The following is a 19337-nucleotide window of genomic DNA, read 5'->3' as shown; positions in this document are numbered from 1 at the left end:
GCAAACCGTGCCACCTAGGCGTACCGTGAAACGGATTCGGGGCGCTCGGCGGAAGAGAGCCGGCGCCGCAAGGGCCCGCCCGGCTGCACGTGACGGGCCGGGTTGGAGCACACGCATGAACCGTTACGAAGGCCGTCGCGTCCTGGTCACCGGCGCCGGCTCGGGCATAGGCCAGGCCACCGTGGTGCGGCTGCTCGCGGAGGGCGGCACCGTCGTGGCCGCCGACGTCAGCGAGCCGGGCCTGAAGGACACGGCCGAGAAGGCGGCGGCCCACGCCGGCCGGCTCACCACCCTCGTCGTGGACATCGCCGACGAGACCTCGGTCCGCGCGGGCGTCCGGGCCGCGACCGAGGCGCTCGGCGGCCTCGACGTCCTCGTCAACGCGGCCGGCGTCCTGCGCTCGTCGCACACCGCCGACACGAGCCTGAGGGACTTCACCCACGTCCTGACCGTCAACCTCGTCGGCACCTTCCTGGTGATCCGCGAGGCGATCCCGGCGCTCCTGGAGGGCCGGGACGCGGCCGTGGTCAACTTCAGCTCGACCTCGGCGGCGTTCGCGCACCCCTACATGGCGGCCTACGCGGCGAGCAAGGGCGGCGTCCAGTCGATGACCCACGCCCTCGCCAGTGAGTACGCGGGCCGCGGCATCCGCTTCACCGCCGTGCAGCCGGGGTCCATCTCCTCCGGCATGACGGACGGCAGCGGCGCCAGCGGACTCAGCAACGGTCCCGGACTGCCCGCGGACGCCGACATGAGCCTCTACGCGAAGCTCTCGCCCGCCCTCGGACGCGGATTCGCCGGCCCGGAGACGGTGGCCTCGGTGGTCGCGATGCTGGGCTCGGAGGACGGCCGGTTCATCACCGGTACCGAGATCCGCGTCGACGGCGGCACCCACTTCTGACCTCGCCCCGGCAACACCCCTGGAAGGAGCCCACCATGCACGAGCACACCCCGCACGACCTGGCCGGCAAGAACCTGATCATCACCGGAGGCGCCCGGGGCCTGGGCGCGGAGGCGGCCCGGCAGGCGGTCGCCGCCGGCGCGCACGTCCTCCTCACCGACGTCCTCGACGGCGAGGGCGAGGACACCGCCCGGGAACTCGGCGCCCGCGCCCGCTTCCTGCACCACGACGTGACGTCCGAGGAGGACTGGCGGCGGGTCGCCGACTTCGCCGTGACCGAGTTCGGGGCGCTGCACGGCCTGGTGAACAACGCCGGCATCTCGACCGGTACGCCGCTGGAGGCCGAGTCCGTCGAGCACTTCCGCCGGGTGCTCGACATCAACCTCACGGGCGTCTTCATCGGCATGAAGACCGTGATCCCCGCGCTGAAGGAGGCCGGCGGCGGATCGATCGTCAACATCTCGTCGGCCGCCGGCCTGATGGGACTCGCCCTCACCGCCGGCTACGGGGCCTCCAAGTGGGGCGTACGAGGGCTCACGAAGATCGGCGCGGTCGAACTGGGCACCGCCCGCATCCGCGTCAACTCCGTGCACCCCGGGATGACGTACACCCCGATGACCGCGGCCGTCGGCATCGAGCAGGGCGAGGGCAAGTACCCCAACACACCCATGGGCCGCGTCGGCGAGCCCCACGAGATCGCCGGCGCCGTGGTCTTCCTGCTCTCGGACGCCGCGTCCTACGTCACCGGCGCGGAACTCGCGGTGGACGGCGGCTGGACCACGGGTCCGACGGTGGCGTACGTCATGGGGCAGTGAGCGGACGGGACGCGGGCGCGGGTCGGTCAGTAGACCAGCGCCTGCGTCTCGTCGCCCAGCGCCTCCTGTACGAAGACCTGCGCGCCCGCGATCCGTACGCCCTCGATGACGTCCTTCTCGGTGAGGTCGCGGCGGGCCGCGCACTGGGTGCACAGCGTCACCCGGCCGCCCGCCAGCAGCGAGTCGAGCAGGTCGGGCAGCGGCGCGGCGTGCGGCAGTTCGAACTCCGCGGCCCGGCCCGGCACCGCGAACCACGCGGACTCGCCGGTCAGCCACAGCGAGACGTCGACCCCACTAGCCACGGCCACCGCCGCCACCGTGAACGCCTGAGAACACCGCTCGGGCGCGTCCGCCCCCGCCGTCACCTTGATCACGAGCTTCTTCGCCATGGCCGAATCGTAATCAACGCCGCCGCAACCATGGACGGGTACCGCGGGTCTCCTGTGCGCACGCTTGATCGATTGCGTATTACACGTTCCGTGGGGGGACGAATTTGCAACCGGATTCGGAAGAGGGAGCGGAGAGATCCGCGGGGGCCGAAGAGACCGCGCCCCGTCCGCGCCGGCGCGGCCGCACGGCCCCGCTCCTCGGCGCCGCCGCTGCCCTGGGACTCGTCGCGGGCACCTGCGCGGGCTACCTGGTCCAGGCCGACCGAGAGCCTACGAGGCTCCCGTCGCTGTCCCAGCCGCTGCTCGCACCCGCCGGGGACGAGACCCCGAAGCGGCTGCCGGCAGCCCAGGACCGCAAGGTACGGACCGACGGCGACCTGCGGGAACTCCTCCTGAAGAAGCCGCGCGGAGCGGTGGATGTCGAGTGGCCCGAGGGAAGCGGAGGCTGGCTGGACCTCCTCACCTTCGCCGGTCTCGCCGACCAGGCGAGCGGCGACTTCGCGTACCTGGTGGAGAACGAGTTCCGCCGGGCGGCCACGGTCGCGTGGAAGGAGGACGACGGCCGCACCGTGGAGATCCGGGTGACCCAGTTCAGGCACGAAGAGGTGCTGGCGGCGGCCGACTACGTCCAGGAAGGCGCGTACTGGAGGCCCGGGGAGGTGGACAGCGGCTCGCCGATCCCCGGAACGGGCGACGGCAGGGCGTACAGCCATGAACAGCCGAGGGGCGAGCCGGGCGCTTCATCGCGGTACATGGCCGAGGCGCACGCTCGGCGGGGCGACCTCGTCCTCACGATATGGGTGACCGGGCCCGAGCGAATCGCCAAGAAGACGATCCTCGACCTGGCCGAGCGTCAGTTGGAGCGGCTGTGAGCACGGATACGGATGCGGAAGAGGTCCGGGCGGTCCCCGCGGACACCGGTGCGCGCCCGGCGGGGACCGCTGTCCGCGAGCGGTGGTGGAACGGCCGGCGTCTCGCCCGGGCGGCCGGCGGGCTGCTGCTGGCCGGGGCGGTGGCCGGCACGACCGGATACACCGTGCTGTCCGTGAACGACGCCGACCGCGACGCCGGCGCACCCGTGTGGGCGCCGCCGAAGCAGATGCCGCGCACCGAGGCGGCCCCGCCCACCGGGCTCGCGGGGTTCCTGACGCCGTACCGGGCCGACGGCTGGAAGCGCGGCCCCGACATCGAGGAGTACGGCTCGGACATCACGATGAGCGGCGCCCGGGCCAACGCGCTGCGCAAGGAGTCGCTGAGCGGTCTGCCACGCTCCCAGCGCAAGGAACTCGAGAAGGCGCTCGACCGCCGGCCCGTCGAGGAGGCGGCCGTGCGCAGCTACTCCAGGGGTGCGGGAGAGTACCCGGACACGGAGACGGGCGCGGTCACCGCGACCGTCGCTCTGACGCGCATGGCGGACCGGTCGGCCGCGCGTGCGCTCTCGGAGGGACAGAGCGGGCTGCTCGAGGCCTTCGACGTCGCCCGCGGTCCGCGCATCAAGGGGCACAAGGACGCGAAGTGCTTCCGTGTGCCGGCCGAGTCCGAGGGCGGTCTCGACGCGATGTTCTGCACCGCCCACCGCGACGACGTCCTGATCACGGTCTCCGCCGACGGCGGTCGGCCCTTCGCCACGGAGAGCGTCACGGCGCTCTTCACCCAGCAGTTGAATCGCATCGCCGAGACCGGGGAGGCCGTGTGAGCGAGCAGACCGCACCGCGGCCTCTCATGGAGGAGCCGTCCGCCGTGAGTCCCGTCGTCACCAAGGCGCTGCCCGCCGCGCCCCCGACCGCCACGGAGGTGCCCGCGCGCAAGGACCGGAGGCTGCTGCGGACCGTCCTGCGCTGGACCGCCGCCGTCGCCGTGTTCGCGGCGGTCGGGTCGGCCACCGCGTACGGCGTCACGAGCGTCGAGCGCACGGATCTGCCGGGTCTCGCGACGGAGTCCGACGGGCGCTGGGCCTTTCCCGAGGCCACCGCCGCGCCACTGCCCTCCGGCAGCCCGGGGCCGTTCGCCGACTCCAACCCCGCCGGAGCGCACTACGCCGACCTGCGGGCACTTCTGGCGCCGGCGCCCGAGGGCGCCACGACCGCCAAGTCGCTGCGCGGCACCGAGGGCTGGCTGGCCACGGACGTCTTCCTCAAGGAGTACCGGGACGAGGAGGAGTACGACGGTCTGCGGCGGACCCTGGCCGACGAAGGACTGCGCCACATCGCCGCCCGCGGCTGGACCACCCCGGACGGCACGCACACTCGGATCTACCTGCTCCAGTTCGACACCGCCGCCGTCGTGGACGGGCTGCACAGCCTGGTCTTCGCACCGTACGACAAGCCGGCCTATGCCACGCGGGGCACGGAGGAAGCCGTGCTGCCGGACAAGGACTTCCCCGAGCGGGCGCTGGTCGACGACATCCTGTACTCCGTCTACGCCGAACCCGAGCCCTACGGCGCCGAGCAGGTCCGGCAGGCCTACCTCGGTGCCGGGGACGTGCTGGCCCTCGTGCTGCAGAGCCGGAAGGGGGGCGCCCCGGCCGTGCCCTTCCAGCAGACCGTCGCGCTGCAGAGCCGGCTGCTCGCCTGACCGCGACGGAGTACCTCGCAGGGAAGGCCGGGGCCCGGCCGCGTAAGCTGGGCCCCGGCCCTGTCGTATGCCCCCCGCTCAAGGAGCACCCCGTGGAGATCTTCTTCGAAGCCCTGCTGGTCCTGGTCTGCGTCGGCGTTCTCGCCTTCGCCGGTCTGACCGTGAAGAAGCTGTACCAGGGCCAGCGCTGATCACCGACGCCAGGAAGTACCGCTCATGATCGAGATCCCGTCCGACCTCCACAAGGACCTCGTCCCGCTCGTCTTCCTGCTCGGCGACTGGGCCGGCGCGGGCGTGCACGACTTCCCGGGCGACGAGAAGTGCAACTTCGGGCAGGAGGTCTCCTTCACCCACGACGGTCGGGACTTCCTGGAGTACCGCTCCCACACCTGGGTGCTCGACCAGGACGGCAACAAGGTCCGCCCGCTGGAGTCCGAGTACGGCTTCTGGCGCATCGACGCGAACCGCAGGGTCGAGGCCACGATGACCCGCGACGACGGCGTCATCGAGATCTGGTACGGCGAGCTGGCCGACCAGAAGCCGCAGATCGACCTGGTCACCGACGCCGTGGCCCGCACCGCCGCCTCCCGCCCCTACACCGGCGGCAAGCGGCTGTACGGCTACGTCAAGAGCGACCTGATGTGGGTCGGCGAGAAGCAGACCCCCGAGGTCGAGCTGCGCCCCTACATGTCGGCGCACCTGAAGAAGGTCGTCACCCCGGAGGACGTCGAGCGCTGGGCCAAGGCCCTGCCGGACGACATGCCCGACGACGGGATCGCTTTCTTCAAGTAGTCCTAGACTCATGGGTGTGGTGAGCACCGACTGGAAGAGCGACCTGAGACAGCGCGGCTACCGGCTGACCCCGCAGCGGCAGCTGGTGCTCGAAGCCGTCGACACCCTCGAACACGCGACACCCGACGACATCCTCGGCCAGGTGCGGAAGACGGCGTCGGGTATCAACATCTCCACCGTCTACCGCACGCTGGAGCTGCTCGAGGAGCTGGGGCTGGTCAGCCACGCCCACCTCGGGCACGGCGCGCCCACCTACCACCTGGCCGACCGGCACCACCACCTCCACCTGGTCTGCCGGGACTGCACCGAGGTGATCGAGGCCGACGTCTCGGTGGCCGCCGACTTCACCGCGAAGCTCCGCGAGGAGTTCGGCTTCGACACCGACATGAAGCACTTCGCGATCTTCGGCCGGTGCCGCGACTGCTCCCTGAAGGGTTCAACTACCGAGTCGTAGGCTAGGCGTATGAAGAGCCCCCTGCTGTCCCTGCCCGGCGCGGTCCCCGCCGAGGGTGTGGACGAAGGCGTCGCCGCCCATTACGGCGACCTGTTCCGGGAGCAGCGTGCCCTCGCCGACGGCACCGGCTTCGTCGACCTCTCCCACCGCGGTGTCCTCACCGTCACGGGCGACGACCGGCTGGCCTGGCTGCACCTGCTGCTCACCCAGCACGTCAGCGACCTGCCGGCCGGCGAGGCCACCGAGGCGCTGATCCTCTCCGCGAACGGCCACATCGAGCACGCCCTGTACCTCGTCGACGACGGCACCACCACCTGGGCCCACGTGGAGCCCGGCAGCCAGGAGGCGCTGACCGCCTACCTGGAGTCGATGAAGTTCTTCTACCGGGTCGAGGTCGCCGACCGCACCGCCGACACCGCGGTCGTGCACCTGCCCGCCGGCTCCATCGCCGAGGTCCCCGCGGGCGTCGCCGTCCGCGAGACGCCGTACGGCCGTGATCTCTTCCTGCCGAGGGAGCGGCTCGAGGCGTTCGCCGACGGCGCCGGACCCGCGGCCGGGATCCTCGCCCACGAGGCGCTGCGGGTCGAGCAGCACCGGCCGCGGCTGGGCTTCGAGACCGACCACCGGACCATCCCGCACGAGCTGGGCTGGATCGGCACGGCCGTGCATCTCCAGAAGGGCTGCTACCGCGGCCAGGAGACCGTCGCCCGGGTGCAGAACCTCGGCAAGCCGCCTCGCCGCCTGGTCTTCCTGCACCTGGACGGCAGCGAGGTGCACCTGCCGCCGGCCGGGGCGGAGATCCGGCTCGCGGACGACGGGCCCGAGGGCCGCAAGATCGGCTTCGTCACCACGTCCGTACGCCACCACGAACTGGGCCCGGTCGCCCTCGCCCTGGTGAAGCGGAACGTGCCGGTGGACGCCCGGCTGACGGCCGAGGGCACGGCCGCCGCCCAGGAGACGGTCGTGGAACCCTGAGCCTTGGCGCTCAGACCTCGACCAGGACCGTGAACGGGCCGTCGTTCGTCAGCGACACCCGCATCTGCGCGCCGAACCGGCCCGTCGCCACGGTCGCGCCCAGCGAGCGCAGCTGTGCGACGACCTCGTCGACGAGCGGTTCGGCGACGTCGCCGGGCGCCGCCGCGTTCCAGGTGGGGCGGCGTCCCTTGCGGGCGTCGCCGTAAAGGGTGAACTGGCTGATCACCAGGAGCGGTGCGCCGAGGTCGCTGCACGACTTCTCGTCGGGCAGGATCCGCACCGACCAGAGCTTGCGGGCCAGCTGGGCCGCCTTCTCCTTGGTGTCCTCGTGGGTGACGCCGACCAGGACGCACAGCCCCGCGCCGTCGATCGCCCCCACGGTCTCGCCGTCCACGACGACACTCGCGCCGTCCACCCTCTGCACCACTGCACGCATCCCGCCATGATGCCGTGCGCCCCCAGGGCCGGGACGGGCGGGCCCGTACGGGGCCTTTTTCTGTCACCTAACCCCCCATCTGGGGCGGATCGTGGGCACTCGGTCACATAGCGTCCATCCGGGGTGGCACGATGCTTCCCAGACGCCGGGCGAGGGGACGGTAGGGCACATGAGCACACCGAGTACGGGACGGTCCCTGGGGACAGTCGCTTTCACATGTCCGGGTGGCCTGGAGGCGCCCCGGCCGCCCGTGCAGCGCACGGACAGCCCGGAGCTGCCGGCCGAGCCCCCGGAGCACGACCTGACCGCGCTGAGCCTGCCGGAGCTGCGCACGCTCCGCCGGGACGCGCAGCGCGAGGAGGCGGACCTCAGCTATGTACGCCGACTGCTCCAGGGGCGTATCGACATCCTCCGCGCCGAGCTGGCGGGGAGGGGACCGGCGGCCGTGGTGACCACCGCGGTGACCGGTTCCGTGGTGGAACGGCTGTCGGAGATCCTGGCCGACGCCCCGGCGCGGCAGCGCTCCTCCGCCCGGCACGTGACGCTGGGCACACCGCGGAGCGAGGAGTGCAGCCGGCTGGCGGCGGAGATGCTGGGCGAGGTGGAGCTGTCGGACCTGACGGCCCGCACCGACACCGAGCTGACCAACGGGATGGGCCGGCTCGTCCGCTACGAGCAGCGGGTCTCCCGGGACCGGCAGCGGCTTCAGCGCACGGCGGACGGCTGCAGCGCGGAGATCGCGCGCCGGTACCGTGAGGGGGAAGCACAAGTCGACGACCTGCTCGTGTGACGCGGGGGGCGGCCATCCGCGCCGCCCGCCGGTCCGGTGATCCCGGGCCGTCGCCGCGGCGGGTCACCCGTCCGGAAGGCCACCGCCGATGCCCGCGCCCCAGCCGTCGCAACCGTCCCAGCCCGCCCCCACCTCCGCCCTCTCGCCCGTCGTGCCGCCCGTCCTCGCCGAGGTCGTCCGGTCCGGCTTCGTCGAGGGGCGGCACCGGGGCAGTCTGGTCGTCCTGGGCTCGGACGGGGCCGTGGAGCTGGCACTCGGCGAGGTGACGGCGCCGGTCTTCCCGCGCTCCGCCAACAAGCCGATGCAGGCGGCGGGCGTGCTGCGGGCCGGTCTCGACCTCGCGGAGGAGCGGCTGGCGCTGGCCTCCGCGAGCCACTCGGGAGAACCGTTTCACCGCGACCTGGTCCGCAAGATGCTCGCCGAGTACGGCCTCGACCCGGCCCAGCTCCAGTGCCCGCCCGACCTGCCGCTGGACGCCGAGGAGCGGGACACCTACCTCGCCTCGGGCGCGGTGCCCGACCGGGTCACCATGAACTGCTCCGGCAAACACACCGCGATGCTCGCGGTCTGCGCGCAGCGCGGCTGGCCGCTGGAGACGTACCTCGACCCCGAGCACCCGCTCCAGCGCACCATCCACAGGGTTGTGGAGGACGCGGCGGGCGAGCCGGTCGCCGCCGTCGGCACGGACGGGTGCGGGGCGCCGCTGATGGCGATCAGCCTGGTGGGTCTCGCCCGCGCCTTCCGCTCCTTCGTGGGCGCCGAGCCCGGCACGGCGGAGCGCCGGGTCGCCGACGCGATGCGCGCCCACCCCGAGTACGTCGCCGGCACCCGCCGCGCGGACACCTGGCTGATGCGGGAGGTGCCCGGCAGCCTCTCCAAGATGGGCGCCGAGGCCGTCCAGGCGGTGGCCCTGCCGGACGGCCGCGCCCTGGCCTTCAAGGTCGAGGACGGCGCGACGCGGGCCCTGGGCCCGGTCCTGGCCCGCGCGCTGCGGCTGCTGGGTGTGGAGGGGGACGTGGTCGACCGCGTCGGCCGTACGCCGCTGCTGGGCGGCGGGCGCGAGGTGGGGGAGATCAGGGCGGCCTTCTGAGGCTCTCGCCGGCCGCCCGCACCGGCCGCAAATTGGCGCGACGCCGGTGCGCCGGCCGACCTACGGTGAGCCCATGACCCGCCGCACCGACATAGACGTACGTCCCATCACCGAGGCCGACTTCGCCGACTGGAACCGCGCCCTGAACACCGGTTTCCTCATGCCGCCCGCGGTGGCGGCGGCGCAGGTGGAGGCCCGTCGCGAGCTGTTCGTGCCGGGCCGGTCGCTCGGCGCCTTCGACGGGGAGCGCTGTGTGGCGACCTTCCGGTCCTTCAGCCAGGAGGTCACCGCCGTCGGGGGCGCCCTCGTCCAGGCCGACGCGGTCTCCAACGTCACGGTCACCGCGACCCACCGGCGCCGCGGCCTGCTGACCCGGATGATGGCGCAGGACCTGGCGGCGGCGAAGGAGCGCGGGGACGTCGTCGCCACGCTGATCGCGGCCGAGTACCCGATCTACGGCCGGTACGGCTTCGGGCCCGCCACCACCATGACCGAGTGGGCGGTCGACGTGCCGCGGGCCGGTCTCGACCCGCGCTGGGCGGGCCCGGCGGACGGCGGGCGGATCGACCTGGTGGACGGCGAGGACGTGCGCAAGCTCGGTCCCGGGCTGCACGAGCGGGTGCGCCGGTCCCAGCCGGGCGCGGTCAGCCGGCCCGAGCTGTGGTGGCGGACGCGGACCGGTGTCGTCTCCACGGACGGCGCCCCGTGGACCGAGCCCTTCTACGCCGTGTACCGGGCGGCGGACGGCGAGGTCGAGGGCATGGTCTCGTACCGGGCGGACGACCACTGGGGCGACGCCAAGCAGCCGATGGAGACGGCGACCGTCGACTGGCTGCTGGCCGCGACGCCCGCCGCCGAGCGCTCGCTGTGGCACTACCTGTGCTCGATCGACTGGATCACGACGGTGAAGAGCGGCTGGCGGGCCCCCGACGACCTGCTCCCGCACCTCCTCCCCGACCCGCGCGCGGCGAGGGTCGTCACGCAGGCGGACTGGCTGTGGGTGCGGATCCTGGACGTCGCGCGGGCGCTGGAGGCGCGGACGTACGAGGGGCACGGGTCGGTGGTGCTGGAGACCGTGGACCGGGGAGGGCTGACCGGCGGGCTGTGGCGGCTGGAGGCCGGGCCGGACGGGGCGTCCTGCGCGCCGACCACCGAGAGCGCCCATCTCGTGCTCGACGTGGGCGAGCTGGGGGCGCTGTGGCTGGGCGACGAGTCGGCGGTGCGGCTGGCGGCGCTCGGCCGGGTGCGGGAAGAACGAGCGGGCGCCGCCCGTGTGGTCGACGCCCTGCTGCGTACCTCCAGGCGGCCTTGGTGCCCGGACGTGTTCTGAGGAGGCTCCCTTCTGCCGGTGACGGTGGACGTGCGCATCCGTAGCGCGTGCTTTTCAACGTGCTCTTCAGTTGTGGTTGTTGTGCGTGGTGCTTACCGACCGGTCGGGCTCCCGGCTCCCCTCCGGAAGGGGGCCCGGCCGGTCGGTACGTCGCTGTCAGCCGGACTGGGCGAGCAGCATCACGAGGATCACCGCGCCCACACCGCCGATCATGGTGTTCTTCGCCTTGATGCCGACGGACAGCGCGACGAACGCGATGATGCCCATCGGCCCGTACTTCCATTGCACGAGCTGCTCGAAGCCGATGGCCAGAGCGGCGACGACGATGGCGATGAGCGGCATGGTGGACCCCCTGTTCACCGTGGTGGCCAACCCCCGTGAGGTCCGACCACGTTGCTCAAGTTGGCTGCCAACTTCACTGTACTTATCTCCGCTTGGACGCGTCTCATAACCACCTTTCCGTGAACTGCCCAAAGATGGCGAGAAGTTGTAGTGTTTGGTCGTGGAGCGGGAACATGCCTCCGTCAATGGGCGGAAGAGACCGCAGCGGCCACAGACAACACATCGCGAGGTGGCCGACGAGCTGCGCGCCCGGATCAGGTCCGGTCGGCTGCGGCCGGGCCAGCGCATGCCCACCCAGGCCCAGTTGGCCGACGAGTTCGGCGTGGAGCGCGGCGTCGTACGCCAGGCCCTGCGCGTCCTCCAGTCGGAACGTCTGCTCACCAATGTGTCCAAGGGGAGCCCCGCGACCGTCGCGCCCGACCTCCACGGCGCCCCGACCGGCCCTCCGGCGCCGCCGATGCCCACCACCGTCGCCCTCGCGCCCCGGATCGCGGAGGCCTTCGCCGCCCCGCACGTGGAGATCGACGCCCTGTGCCTGACCTCCGTCTCCCTGACGCTCGCCCTCGGTGAATCGCTGCGCCAGATCCACGCGGGGCGACTGAAACCGGCCAAGGTCGACGTCCGCGTCCTGCTGCCGAGCCGCGACATCGACCTGGCCTTCCCGGTGCCGGTGGGCGGCGGCGGGGCCGGCGACCCGGTGCACGAGCGGTGGCTGGCCATGCGCAACGCCCAGGGCCAGGTGCTCCAGCACAACCTGCTGAGCCTCAGGGCCACGCACGGCATCGACGTGCGGGTCTCCTTCCGCGCGCTGCCCTTCACCCCGCCGGTGAAGCTCTACCTGCTCAACGGCGAGGAGGCGCTCTTCGCGTACTACACGCTCAGCCGGCGCGAGCAGCAGATCGGTCACGAGCAACTGGAGATGTACGACGCGGAGGGCGTCCGCTCGACGCTGTTCGCCTTCGACCAGCGCGGTGGCCTGCGCGACGGCGTGTTCGTGAAGCAGTCCCGGCTGTGGTTCGACGCGCTGTGGGGGACGATCAGCTCGGAGCTATCGCTCACGGGCTGACCGCCCCCGGTCACAGCGCGGGCCCCGCGACCAGGAGGGCCAGCAGTACCGCGCCGGCGGAGCTGACGGACGGGCTCTTGGCCTTGATGCCTATGGTGAGCATGAGCAGTCCGACGATCCCGGTGGCGCCGTACCGCCACTGGACGAACTGCTCGAAGGCGATGACGAAGACCGTGGAGACCAGGGCGAGGACAGGCATGGTGTTTCTCCCCCCTTCGGGAAGTCCGGCAAGTTCTGGAAGGTAAACTTCCGCCAACTGGACTAAGTTGGCAACCAACTCTGTCTATGTTGTCCCCACTTGGCGACTACCTATAAACAAGTTTCAAACAACTCCCCGTAGGTAGGTCGGAGTTGTAGCGTTTGGTCGTGACTCAGGAGAACGTGTCCGTGAACGGCAGCAGAAGACTCTCGGCCCAGGAGATCGCCGACGTCCTGCGGGAGCGGATCCGCGGGGGAGACCTCAAGGCGGGCGACCGCCTGCCCACCCAGGCCGAGCTGGCCGACGAGTTCGGCGTGGAGCGCGGCACGGTGCGCCAGGCCCTGCGCGCCCTCCAGGAGGACGGTCTCCTCACCAACGTCAGCAAGGGCAGCCCGCCGCGCATCGCCGAGCCCGCCACCTCCCGGGGCGAGCCGCAGCCGACGATGGTCTCGCTCGGGCCGCGGCTGGCGGCGGCGTTCGCGGCACCGCGCGTACGCGTCGACGTCGTGTGCCACACCTCGGAGACGCTGATGCTGGCCCTCAGCGAGCCGCTCCGTCTGATCCACGAGGGCCGCATCCGGCCCGAGGCCATCGACTTCCGCGTCCTGATGCCCTCGCGCGACATCGAGCTGGCCTTCCCCGTCCTGGTGGAGGACGAGGAGGACGACCCGGTCCACCAGCGCTGGCTCCAGATGCGCAACGCCCAGGCCCGGGTGCTCCAGCACAACCTGCACGCCGTGCGCTCCACCCACCGCGTCGACGTGCACATCGCCTTCCGTGCCCTGCCGTTCACCCCGCCGATGAAGCTCTACCTGCTCAACGGCGAGGAGGCGCTCCTCGGCTACTACATGCTGACCCGGCGCGAGGAGGAGTACGAGAGCCGGACGCTGGAGATGTACGACGCCCTCGGCTCCCAGTCGCTGCTCTTCTCCTTCCTGAAGCGGGCGGGTCATCGGGACGCCGTGTTCGTGGAGGAATCACAGAAGTGGTTCGACGCCCTCTGGGAAACCATCACCACTGACATGACACTCTCCTAGTGACTCCTGATACGGACCAGACGGATCAGATGGACCGGGCGGACCAGGCGGGCCCCACGGACCCGGCGGAAGCGGTGACCGAGGAGGCCGGCCTGCGGGACCTGATCGGGGGTGCCCGCGTCGTCCTGTGGGACTTCGACGGCCCCGTCTGCAGACTGTTCGCGGGCTACTCCGCCGACCGGGTGGCGGGCGAACTGGTGGACTGGCTGGAACGGCTGGGCCTCAAGGGGATGCTGACCCAGGAGGAGCAGGTCCACCCCGACCCGCACGTCCTGCTGGGCGCGGTCAACCGCCGGCGCCACGACAGCGACCTGGTCGCCGACTTCGAGGAGCGGCTGACCCGGGAGGAGCTGCGCGCCGTACCCACCGCGTGGCCGACCGCGTACGCGGACCCGCTGATCCGCACCTGGTCGGCGCTCGGGGTCGGGCTGGCGGTGACGACCAACAACTCGCCCCGCGTGGTGAGCGAGTACCTCGCCACGCGCGGCCTGCTGGACTGCTTCGCCCCGCACATCTACGGCCGCACCCAGGACCTGCACCTGCTCAAGCCCGACCCCTACTGCCTCAACCGCGCCCTCAGCGCCATGGGGGTGGCCCCCGAGCAGGCGCTGATGGTCGGCGACACCACCTCCGACCTCACGGCCGCCCGCCGGGCCGGGGTGCCGTTCCTGGGCTACGCGCGCAACGAGGAGAAGGCGAAGGCCCTCAGGGAGGCGGGCGCGGAGACGGTCGTCGACTCCCTCCAGCCGGTCCTGCGACTGCTGTGGAAGGACGCGGCGGGGCGGGTACACGTGTGAGCCGCGGTCGCTGCGGTCGTAGGCCACAGGCCGCGCCAAGTCGTGGAGAGGACGGTCCTGCCGGACGACGGCACTCGTGCCGGGAGCTGCCGGCCGACCCGGTCTGATAGGCGGAGTGGCCATTGGGAGCAGTGGTTCGCCCGTTCCGGTCACCCGAGTTGCCCCTGGGCGTCCCGAATACTGGAGTACTCACAGCGGACCGTGGGACGTGGCTGTACTGTGTGGCCACTTTCTTCGTCGCAGCGAAGATCTGGCGCGTGGCACGTCCCTCCTGGAGCACTCTGTGAGTCGTCCCTCCCCGCTTGGCAATCCGGCGCTGGAGCGGGCGGCGGACGACGCGTTCGACCGGTTCCTGGCCTCGGCGACGGCGCTCGGCAAGTTCGGCCGCGGGCACCACAACCTGAACTACATGGTGCGGCCGCTGACCGACGGGGACTCCAGGCTGGTCGCCGCCGAGCGCGGCGCGCGGGTCACCGTACGCAAGCGCATCCCCTCGGCGCTGCCCGTGGTGATCCGCACCTGGCAGGACGAGGCCGACCTGCTCAACCGGATCTGGGGAGTGCTGCACAACGTGCCGCGCTGCCTGGCCAAGCACCGCGACGTCGTCGTCCTGAGCTATGTCGAGGGCGTGCCCCTGTCGACCATCTGCCCCAACGACACGCCGGTCGACTACGACCTGATCGTCGCGCTGGCCGGGCTGCTGGCGGACATGACGCAGGTACGCCGGCAGCACCTGCCGCCGCTGCCCGCGTACTGGCCGCGGTCGAGCCGGGACGGCGGGGCCTTCCTGAGGGCGCTGGCGTTCGCGGCGGACGAACAGATCAGGCGGCGCAACCGGGCCGACTTCGGGGGCCTGTTCGCCATGCTGGGCATTCCGGAGGACGCCCTGGTCCGGTTCGCGGAGCGGGTGCCCACGCTGGTCAGCCGGCCGTTCAGCCTGGTCCACACGGACCTGCACCGCGACAACGTGATCGTGTCCTACGCCGGGGACCCGCCGCTGATCTGCGTCGACTGGGAGCTGGCCAGTTACGGCGACCCCCTGCACGACCTCGCCACGCACCTGGTGCGGATGCGCTACCCCGATCACCAGTGGCCGGAGGTCGTCGAGGCCTGGCGCAAGGTGATGGGGGAGCGGCGCGGCAAGGCGGTCAACGGCCTGGACCGGGACCTGAGGCACTACGTCGCCTTCGAGCGGGCCCAGTCGGTCTACCCGGACGTCATGCGGGCGGCGAAGTCGCTGGGGGACTCCTTCGACCAGCGGGACCTGGACGCCGCGACCCGGGCGGTGCGCAGGGCGCTGCTGGCGGCCGAAGAACCGTTGCGCCTCAAGAGCGTGCCGGACGAGCCGGCCATCGAGCGCATCCTCTTCCGGTGGCACGAGTCCCGGGGGGTGCGGTCCAGCCGCGAACGGAAGCTGTCGCAGATCGTGTGGCAGCGCGATTCGAGGCTCCCGGTCCGCAGCGACTTCCCGCTGTGGGCCGTCAACCGGGCCCTGCTGGAGGAGGGCGCCGCCTCCGCCGACCGGGTCTTCAAGGGCACGGCCCACCTGAACACGGCCGTGGACGTGGAGGGCATCGACTTCCCGGTCGTGGTGCGCCGCAAGGTGGGCGCCGCGGACTCCCGGGAGCGCAGGTTCCTCAGCGAACACGCCGTCCTGAGGGAGATCGAGAGTTCCGGGGCCCGCGTCAAGGCTCCGCGCGTGCTGGCCCTGGGCAGGAGCGGGCTGCGGGAACAGTTCGCCATCCACTCCTACGAGGGGCCGGCGGACGGCTTCGCCCCGCCCGAACATCCGGCGCACGGGCTGCGGCCGTACGAGGCGGACGATCTCGTGGACCAGCTGGGCGAGCTGACCCGGGTGGGGTGCGGGCGGCTGGACCCGCTGAAGGGGGCCGCCTTCTACCCTTGGCTGCGCAGCGAGCTGGTCCGCCTGGTGAGCGAGTTGCCCAAGGCCACGATGGAACTCGCCCGCGAACTGGGTCTGCCGGACAACGTGCGGCTCGCCGAGATCCTCGCCCGCCACACCCTGAGCCGACGGCGATCCGTGCTGCTGCACGGCGATCTCAACCCGTGGAACCTGGTGCGCCGCCCGGACGGCGGCGGCCTGACGCTCATCGACTGGGAGATGGCGATGGTGGGCGATCCCCTGTACGACCTCGTCCGCCACATGCACCTCACACCCACCCGGCCGGAGATCCGCGACCGGATGTTCCGCCGCTGGGAGCGCCTGCTCCCGCCCGACTGCACCCATCACTGGCGGGACGACTGGCGGGTGTACCGGTGGATCGAGACCGTCCGGTCCGCCTACGTCGACCTCGACCGTCTGGTGGGCGGCGTGAGTCTGGGCGCCCCGAACGTCAAACGTGCCGTCCAGAGCTACGCCATGACCCTCGCCGAGGCCACCGCGGCCCTGGGCCTGCCCGACAAGTCCATGGCCAATCCCTACCTTGCCCGCGCGTTGCCCCACGGCGACCACGGGAGGTCGCGAGCGTCCAGGTTCCCGGCGGACGTCTGAGCCGCTCCCGACGCGACGGCCACGGGGGGTCGCGTATGTCCGGCAGTCCCCGGCGGGCGGCGGCCCGCCGCGTGAGCGGGAGGGCGGCGCCCCCGGCGTAGGGTCGTCGCATGGCGGAGAGCGGGCTGCGGGAGCGGAAGAGGCAGCGGACGTTGCAGGTGTTGTCGGACGTCGCCGTCGGGCTCTTCCTGGAGAAGGGGTTCGACGCGGTGTCCGTCGCGGAGGTGGCCGCCGCGGCCGAGGTGTCCAAGCCGACGCTCTTCCGGTACTTCCCGGCGAAGGAGGACCTCGTCCTGCACCGCATCGCCGACCACGAGGACGAGGCGGCCCGGGTCGCGGGGCAGGGGCCGGACCCGCTCGACGCGCTGCGGCGGCACTTCCTGGCGGGTCTGGAGCAGGGTGATCCGGTGACCGGGCTCAACGACCATCCCGCCGTACTGGACTTCCACCGGCTGCTCTACGGCACGCCCGCCCTCGTCGCCCGGATGCACACGCAGCTCGAACGGTCCGAGGCCGCGCTCGCGCGGGTGCTCGGCGGTGACCTGGAGGCCCGGCTGGCCGCCGGTCAGATCATCGCCGTACAGCGGATCCTCGCGCTGGAGAACTGGCGGCGGATCGCGGCCGGGGAGCGGGTGGCGGACGTGCGGCCGGACGCGGTGGCGGCGGCGGAGCGGGCGTTCCGAGGGCTGTCGGCCGGGCTGCCGGGTTTGGTCATTACTCAGTAATAAATGTAACTCGGTTACGTCTTCCGGTACGGTTGCTGGAATGACGTCGACCGAGCCCGCCCTCCAGCACGCCCTCGCCCTCGAACGCGCCCACCACGAGCGCTGCCGGGACGTCCTCGCCGCCATGATCGACGGGGCCCGGGAGCACGTCGTCACCGGCGAGGACGTCTCCGCCTCGGGCGCCGACGCCGAGGTGCTGGGGTACCGGCTGCGCAGCCGGGCCAAGGAACTGCGCGAGCTGCCCGAGGGCCCGCTGTTCTTCGGGCGGCTGGACTTCGCGGCGGCGGCAGGACGGGCAGGGGCGTCGGAGGCCGAGGTGCGGGTGCTGCATCTCGGGCGGCTGCGGATCAGTGAGCATCCCGCCTCCCCGCCCCTCGTCGTCGACTGGCGCGCCCCCGTCTCGCGCGCCTTCTACCAGGCCACCGCCGGCGACCCCCGGGGCGTCGCCGTCCGGCGCCGCTTCGGCTGGGCGCCCGGCAGTCGCGGGGACTCGGCCGACCTCACCGGGTTGGAGGACGAGCACCTCGGGCGGGGCGAGTCCCGGGCCAGCGCCCTCGTCGCCCGGGAGATCGAGCGGCCCCGCGTCGGGCCCATGCGGGACATCGCCGCCACCATCCAGCCCGAGCAGGACGACCTCGTCCGGGCCGGCCTCACCACCACCGTCTGCGTCCAGGGCGCCCCGGGCACCGGCAAGACCGCCGTCGGCCTGCACCGGGCCGCGTACCTGCTCTACACCCACCCGCAGCGCATCCGGCGCGGCGGCATGCTGATCCTCGGTCCCAACCCCGCCTTCCTCTCCTACATCGCCGAGGTGCTCCCCGCCCTCGGTGAGACCGGCGTACGGCAGTCCACCCTCCTGGCGGAGATCGCCCGGCACCCGGTCACCGGCACCGACGGCGAGCGGGCCGCCGCCGTCAAGCACGACGCCCGGACGGCACAGGTGCTGCGCCGCGCCCTGTACGCGCGCGTGGCGCCCGAGGAGGCCGGCGACCTCGTCGTGCCGGACGGGTCCTACCGCTGGCGCGTCCCCGCCGACGCGCTGGCCGGGATCGTCGCGGACGTACGCCAGGAGGAGCCGCCGTACACCGTGGGGCGCGAGCGGGTGCGGGCCCGGATCGTGCGGTACGTCCAGGACCAGGCCGAACGCCGCGCCGGACCCCGCCCGCACGCCTGGGTGCGGCGCGTCGAACGGGCCCGGCCGGTCGGCGCCCACCTCGACGCGGTGTGGCCCCGGGTGCGTCCGGAGGAGGTCGTCGCACGGCTGCTCGGCGACCCCGGCGCGCTGGCGCGGGCCGCCGGAGGACTGCTGGACGACGACGAGCAGCGGGCGCTGCTGTGGCCCGCGGGGGCGCCGCGGTCGTGGAGGTCGGCGCGCTGGTCCGCCGCCGACCTGGTCCTCCTCGACGAGGTGGCCGGGCTCCTCGAACATCCCGAGGGCTACGGCCACATCGTCGTCGACGAGGCGCAGGACCTCTCCCCGATGGAGTGCCGGGCGATCGCCCGCCGCTGCGCCTTCGGCTCGCTCACCGTCCTCGGCGACCTCGCCCAGGGGACCACGCCGTGGGCCGCGCGGTCCTGGACCGGGACCCTCGCCCACCTGGGCCGGCCGGACGCCGCCGTGGTGCCGCTGACCACCGGGTTCCGGGTGCCCCGGGAGGTCGTGCGCCTCGCCAACCGGCTGCTGGCCCGGCTGGACGTGGACGTACCGCCCGCCCGTTCGCTGCGCGGGGACGGCGAGCTGACCCTGCGTGAGGTGGCGCCCGGCGCGGTGCCCGGGGCGGTCGTGGAAGCCGTGCGGCACGCGCTCACCCGGGAGGGCTCGGTGGGTGTCGTCGCCGCCGACGCGGACGTGCCCCGCCTGCGGGAGGCCCTCGACGCGGCCGGGATCGAAACGGCCGGTCCTGAGGTGCCCAGCGCCCGTGCGGCCCTGCTGCCCGCGAGCGTCGTCAAGGGCCTGGAGTACGACCACGTCGTCGCCGTCGAACCGGCGGCGATCGCGGCGGAGGGCCCCTCGGGGCGGGGCCTGCACCGCCTCTACGTGGTGCTCACCCGCGCGGTGTCCCGGCTGGACGTGGTGCACGGGCGGCCCCTGCCGTTCTGAACGCCCTGGTGC

General features: G+C 72.5%; 21 protein-coding genes. 17 read left to right on the top strand and 4 right to left on the bottom strand.

Annotated elements, in window-relative coordinates; translation table 11 throughout:
• Positions 1-115: 115 nt before the first annotated feature.
• Both ACZ67M_RS31685 and ACZ67M_RS31680 read left to right on the top strand, forming a co-directional pair.
• Positions 116-901, top strand: a complete 786-nt coding sequence (locus tag ACZ67M_RS31685) for an SDR family NAD(P)-dependent oxidoreductase (RefSeq protein ID WP_469853771.1) — start codon at positions 116-118, stop codon at positions 899-901.
• A gap of 35 nt (positions 902-936) precedes the next feature.
• Positions 937-1716: a glucose 1-dehydrogenase gene (locus tag ACZ67M_RS31680; protein WP_385800999.1), complete on the top strand. Its 780-nt coding sequence runs from the start codon at positions 937-939 to the stop codon at positions 1714-1716.
• A gap of 26 nt (positions 1717-1742) precedes the next feature.
• On the opposite strand, the gene ACZ67M_RS31675 is transcribed toward ACZ67M_RS31680, so the two are convergent.
• Positions 1743-2105, bottom strand: a complete 363-nt coding sequence (locus tag ACZ67M_RS31675) for a DsrE family protein (protein WP_114531938.1) — start codon at positions 2103-2105, stop codon at positions 1743-1745.
• 104 nt (positions 2106-2209) lie between these two features.
• On the opposite strand from ACZ67M_RS31675, the gene ACZ67M_RS31670 reads away from it, so the two are divergent.
• The 6 genes from ACZ67M_RS31670 (at position 2210) to ygfZ (ending at position 6900) form a co-directional block, all read left to right on the top strand.
• Complete coding sequence (locus ACZ67M_RS31670; RefSeq protein WP_469853770.1) at positions 2210-2977, top strand: hypothetical protein; 768 nt, start codon at positions 2210-2212, stop codon at positions 2975-2977.
• Positions 2974-3801: a hypothetical protein gene (locus ACZ67M_RS31665; RefSeq protein ID WP_469853769.1), complete on the top strand. Its 828-nt coding sequence runs from the start codon at positions 2974-2976 to the stop codon at positions 3799-3801. The genes ACZ67M_RS31670 and ACZ67M_RS31665 overlap by 4 nt, the downstream gene beginning before the upstream one ends.
• A 26-nt stretch (positions 3802-3827) precedes the next feature.
• On the top strand, positions 3828-4679 hold the full coding sequence (locus tag ACZ67M_RS31660) for a hypothetical protein (RefSeq protein ID WP_469853793.1): 852 nt from the start codon (positions 3828-3830) through the stop codon (positions 4677-4679).
• A 216-nt stretch (positions 4680-4895) separates the two neighbouring features.
• Entirely contained in the window at positions 4896-5471 is a 576-nt protein-coding gene (locus tag ACZ67M_RS31655; protein ID WP_122621124.1) for a heme-binding beta-barrel domain-containing protein, read from the top strand.
• Positions 5472-5487: 16 nt separating this feature from the next.
• Positions 5488-5925, top strand: coding sequence for a Fur family transcriptional regulator (locus ACZ67M_RS31650; protein ID WP_122621166.1), 438 nt, complete (start codon positions 5488-5490; stop codon positions 5923-5925).
• Between the two features lie 9 nt (positions 5926-5934).
• Positions 5935-6900, top strand: coding sequence for a CAF17-like 4Fe-4S cluster assembly/insertion protein YgfZ (gene ygfZ, locus ACZ67M_RS31645; RefSeq protein WP_125493854.1), 966 nt, complete (start codon positions 5935-5937; stop codon positions 6898-6900).
• A 10-nt stretch (positions 6901-6910) separates the two neighbouring features.
• On the opposite strand, the gene dtd is transcribed toward ygfZ, so the two are convergent.
• Entirely contained in the window at positions 6911-7336 is a 426-nt protein-coding gene (gene dtd, locus ACZ67M_RS31640; RefSeq protein ID WP_361366414.1) for a D-aminoacyl-tRNA deacylase, read from the bottom strand.
• Positions 7337-7505: 169 nt separating this feature from the next.
• On the opposite strand from dtd, the gene ACZ67M_RS31635 reads away from it, so the two are divergent.
• From ACZ67M_RS31635 to ACZ67M_RS31625, 3 genes are all read left to right on the top strand, one after another.
• Complete coding sequence (locus ACZ67M_RS31635; RefSeq protein ID WP_125493856.1) at positions 7506-8126, top strand: RsiG family protein; 621 nt, start codon at positions 7506-7508, stop codon at positions 8124-8126.
• Positions 8127-8214: 88 nt separating this feature from the next.
• Positions 8215-9216, top strand: coding sequence for an asparaginase (locus ACZ67M_RS31630; protein ID WP_361366417.1), 1002 nt, complete (start codon positions 8215-8217; stop codon positions 9214-9216).
• Positions 9217-9289: 73 nt separating this feature from the next.
• Positions 9290-10546: a GNAT family N-acetyltransferase gene (locus ACZ67M_RS31625; RefSeq protein ID WP_469853768.1), complete on the top strand. Its 1257-nt coding sequence runs from the start codon at positions 9290-9292 to the stop codon at positions 10544-10546.
• Between the two features lie 156 nt (positions 10547-10702).
• Here the strand turns inward: ACZ67M_RS31625 and ACZ67M_RS31620 are convergent, their stop codons facing one another.
• Positions 10703-10888 carry a hypothetical protein gene (locus tag ACZ67M_RS31620; RefSeq protein WP_030403580.1) on the bottom strand — a complete coding sequence of 62 codons (186 nt, stop codon included), beginning with the start codon at positions 10886-10888 and terminating at the stop codon, positions 10703-10705.
• 154 nt (positions 10889-11042) lie between these two features.
• On the opposite strand from ACZ67M_RS31620, the gene ACZ67M_RS31615 reads away from it, so the two are divergent.
• The gene (locus ACZ67M_RS31615; protein ID WP_453440476.1) at positions 11043-11954 is read left to right on the top strand and encodes a winged helix-turn-helix domain-containing protein; all 912 of its coding nucleotides are present in this window, start codon (positions 11043-11045) and stop codon (positions 11952-11954) included.
• Positions 11955-11964: 10 nt separating this feature from the next.
• Here ACZ67M_RS31615 and ACZ67M_RS31610 read toward each other — a convergent pair whose 3' ends face one another.
• Positions 11965-12153, bottom strand: coding sequence for a hypothetical protein (locus tag ACZ67M_RS31610; RefSeq protein WP_122621116.1), 189 nt, complete (start codon positions 12151-12153; stop codon positions 11965-11967).
• Between the two features lie 161 nt (positions 12154-12314).
• Between ACZ67M_RS31610 and ACZ67M_RS31605 the strand changes: the two genes are divergently transcribed.
• The 5 genes from ACZ67M_RS31605 to ACZ67M_RS31585 all read left to right on the top strand — a co-directional run bounded on the left by ACZ67M_RS31605 (position 12315) and on the right by ACZ67M_RS31585 (position 19325).
• On the top strand, positions 12315-13190 hold the full coding sequence (locus ACZ67M_RS31605) for a winged helix-turn-helix domain-containing protein (protein WP_307013426.1): 876 nt from the start codon (positions 12315-12317) through the stop codon (positions 13188-13190).
• On the top strand, positions 13190-13987 hold the full coding sequence (locus ACZ67M_RS31600) for an HAD family hydrolase (RefSeq protein WP_392102393.1): 798 nt from the start codon (positions 13190-13192) through the stop codon (positions 13985-13987). The genes ACZ67M_RS31605 and ACZ67M_RS31600 overlap by 1 nt, the downstream gene beginning before the upstream one ends.
• A gap of 409 nt (positions 13988-14396) precedes the next feature.
• Positions 14397-16499 (top strand): phosphotransferase family protein, encoded by a 2103-nt coding sequence (locus ACZ67M_RS31595; protein ID WP_469853792.1) that lies wholly within the window; start codon positions 14397-14399, stop codon positions 16497-16499.
• Positions 16500-16609: 110 nt separating this feature from the next.
• The gene (locus tag ACZ67M_RS31590) at positions 16610-17224 is read left to right on the top strand and encodes a TetR family transcriptional regulator (protein WP_392016013.1); all 615 of its coding nucleotides are present in this window, start codon (positions 16610-16612) and stop codon (positions 17222-17224) included.
• A gap of 40 nt (positions 17225-17264) precedes the next feature.
• Complete coding sequence (locus tag ACZ67M_RS31585; RefSeq protein WP_469853767.1) at positions 17265-19325, top strand: HelD family protein; 2061 nt, start codon at positions 17265-17267, stop codon at positions 19323-19325.
• Positions 19326-19337: the final 12 nt, after the last annotated feature.

The sequence above is a fragment of the Streptomyces sp. NPDC107500 genome, from assembly GCF_055582785.1.
This window is presented reverse-complemented; position numbering and strand designations above follow the sequence as displayed.

Excerpts from the sequence above, each read along its gene's own strand:
- ACZ67M_RS31590 (WP_392016013.1), top strand. The coding sequence starts at position 16,610 with ATGGCGGAGAGCGGGCTGCGGGAGCGGAAGAGGCAGCGGACGTTGCAG.
- ACZ67M_RS31625 (WP_469853768.1), top strand. The coding sequence starts at position 9,290 with ATGACCCGCCGCACCGACATAGACGTACGTCCCATCACCGAGGCCGAC.
- ACZ67M_RS31610 (WP_122621116.1), bottom strand. The coding sequence starts at position 12,153 with ATGCCTGTCCTCGCCCTGGTCTCCACGGTCTTCGTCATCGCCTTCGAG.
- ACZ67M_RS31680 (WP_385800999.1), top strand. The coding sequence starts at position 937 with ATGCACGAGCACACCCCGCACGACCTGGCCGGCAAGAACCTGATCATC.
- ACZ67M_RS31675 (WP_114531938.1), bottom strand. The coding sequence starts at position 2,105 with ATGGCGAAGAAGCTCGTGATCAAGGTGACGGCGGGGGCGGACGCGCCC.
- ACZ67M_RS31630 (WP_361366417.1), top strand. The coding sequence starts at position 8,215 with ATGCCCGCGCCCCAGCCGTCGCAACCGTCCCAGCCCGCCCCCACCTCC.
- ACZ67M_RS31595 (WP_469853792.1), top strand. The coding sequence starts at position 14,397 with ATGGTGCGGCCGCTGACCGACGGGGACTCCAGGCTGGTCGCCGCCGAG.
- ACZ67M_RS31660 (WP_469853793.1), top strand. The coding sequence starts at position 3,828 with ATGGAGGAGCCGTCCGCCGTGAGTCCCGTCGTCACCAAGGCGCTGCCC.
- ACZ67M_RS31685 (WP_469853771.1), top strand. The coding sequence starts at position 116 with ATGAACCGTTACGAAGGCCGTCGCGTCCTGGTCACCGGCGCCGGCTCG.
- ACZ67M_RS31655 (WP_122621124.1), top strand. The coding sequence starts at position 4,896 with ATGATCGAGATCCCGTCCGACCTCCACAAGGACCTCGTCCCGCTCGTC.
- dtd (WP_361366414.1), bottom strand. The coding sequence starts at position 7,336 with ATGCGTGCAGTGGTGCAGAGGGTGGACGGCGCGAGTGTCGTCGTGGAC.
- ACZ67M_RS31620 (WP_030403580.1), bottom strand. The coding sequence starts at position 10,888 with ATGCCGCTCATCGCCATCGTCGTCGCCGCTCTGGCCATCGGCTTCGAG.
- ACZ67M_RS31585 (WP_469853767.1), top strand. The coding sequence starts at position 17,265 with ATGACGTCGACCGAGCCCGCCCTCCAGCACGCCCTCGCCCTCGAACGC.
- ygfZ (WP_125493854.1), top strand. The coding sequence starts at position 5,935 with ATGAAGAGCCCCCTGCTGTCCCTGCCCGGCGCGGTCCCCGCCGAGGGT.
- ACZ67M_RS31635 (WP_125493856.1), top strand. The coding sequence starts at position 7,506 with ATGAGCACACCGAGTACGGGACGGTCCCTGGGGACAGTCGCTTTCACA.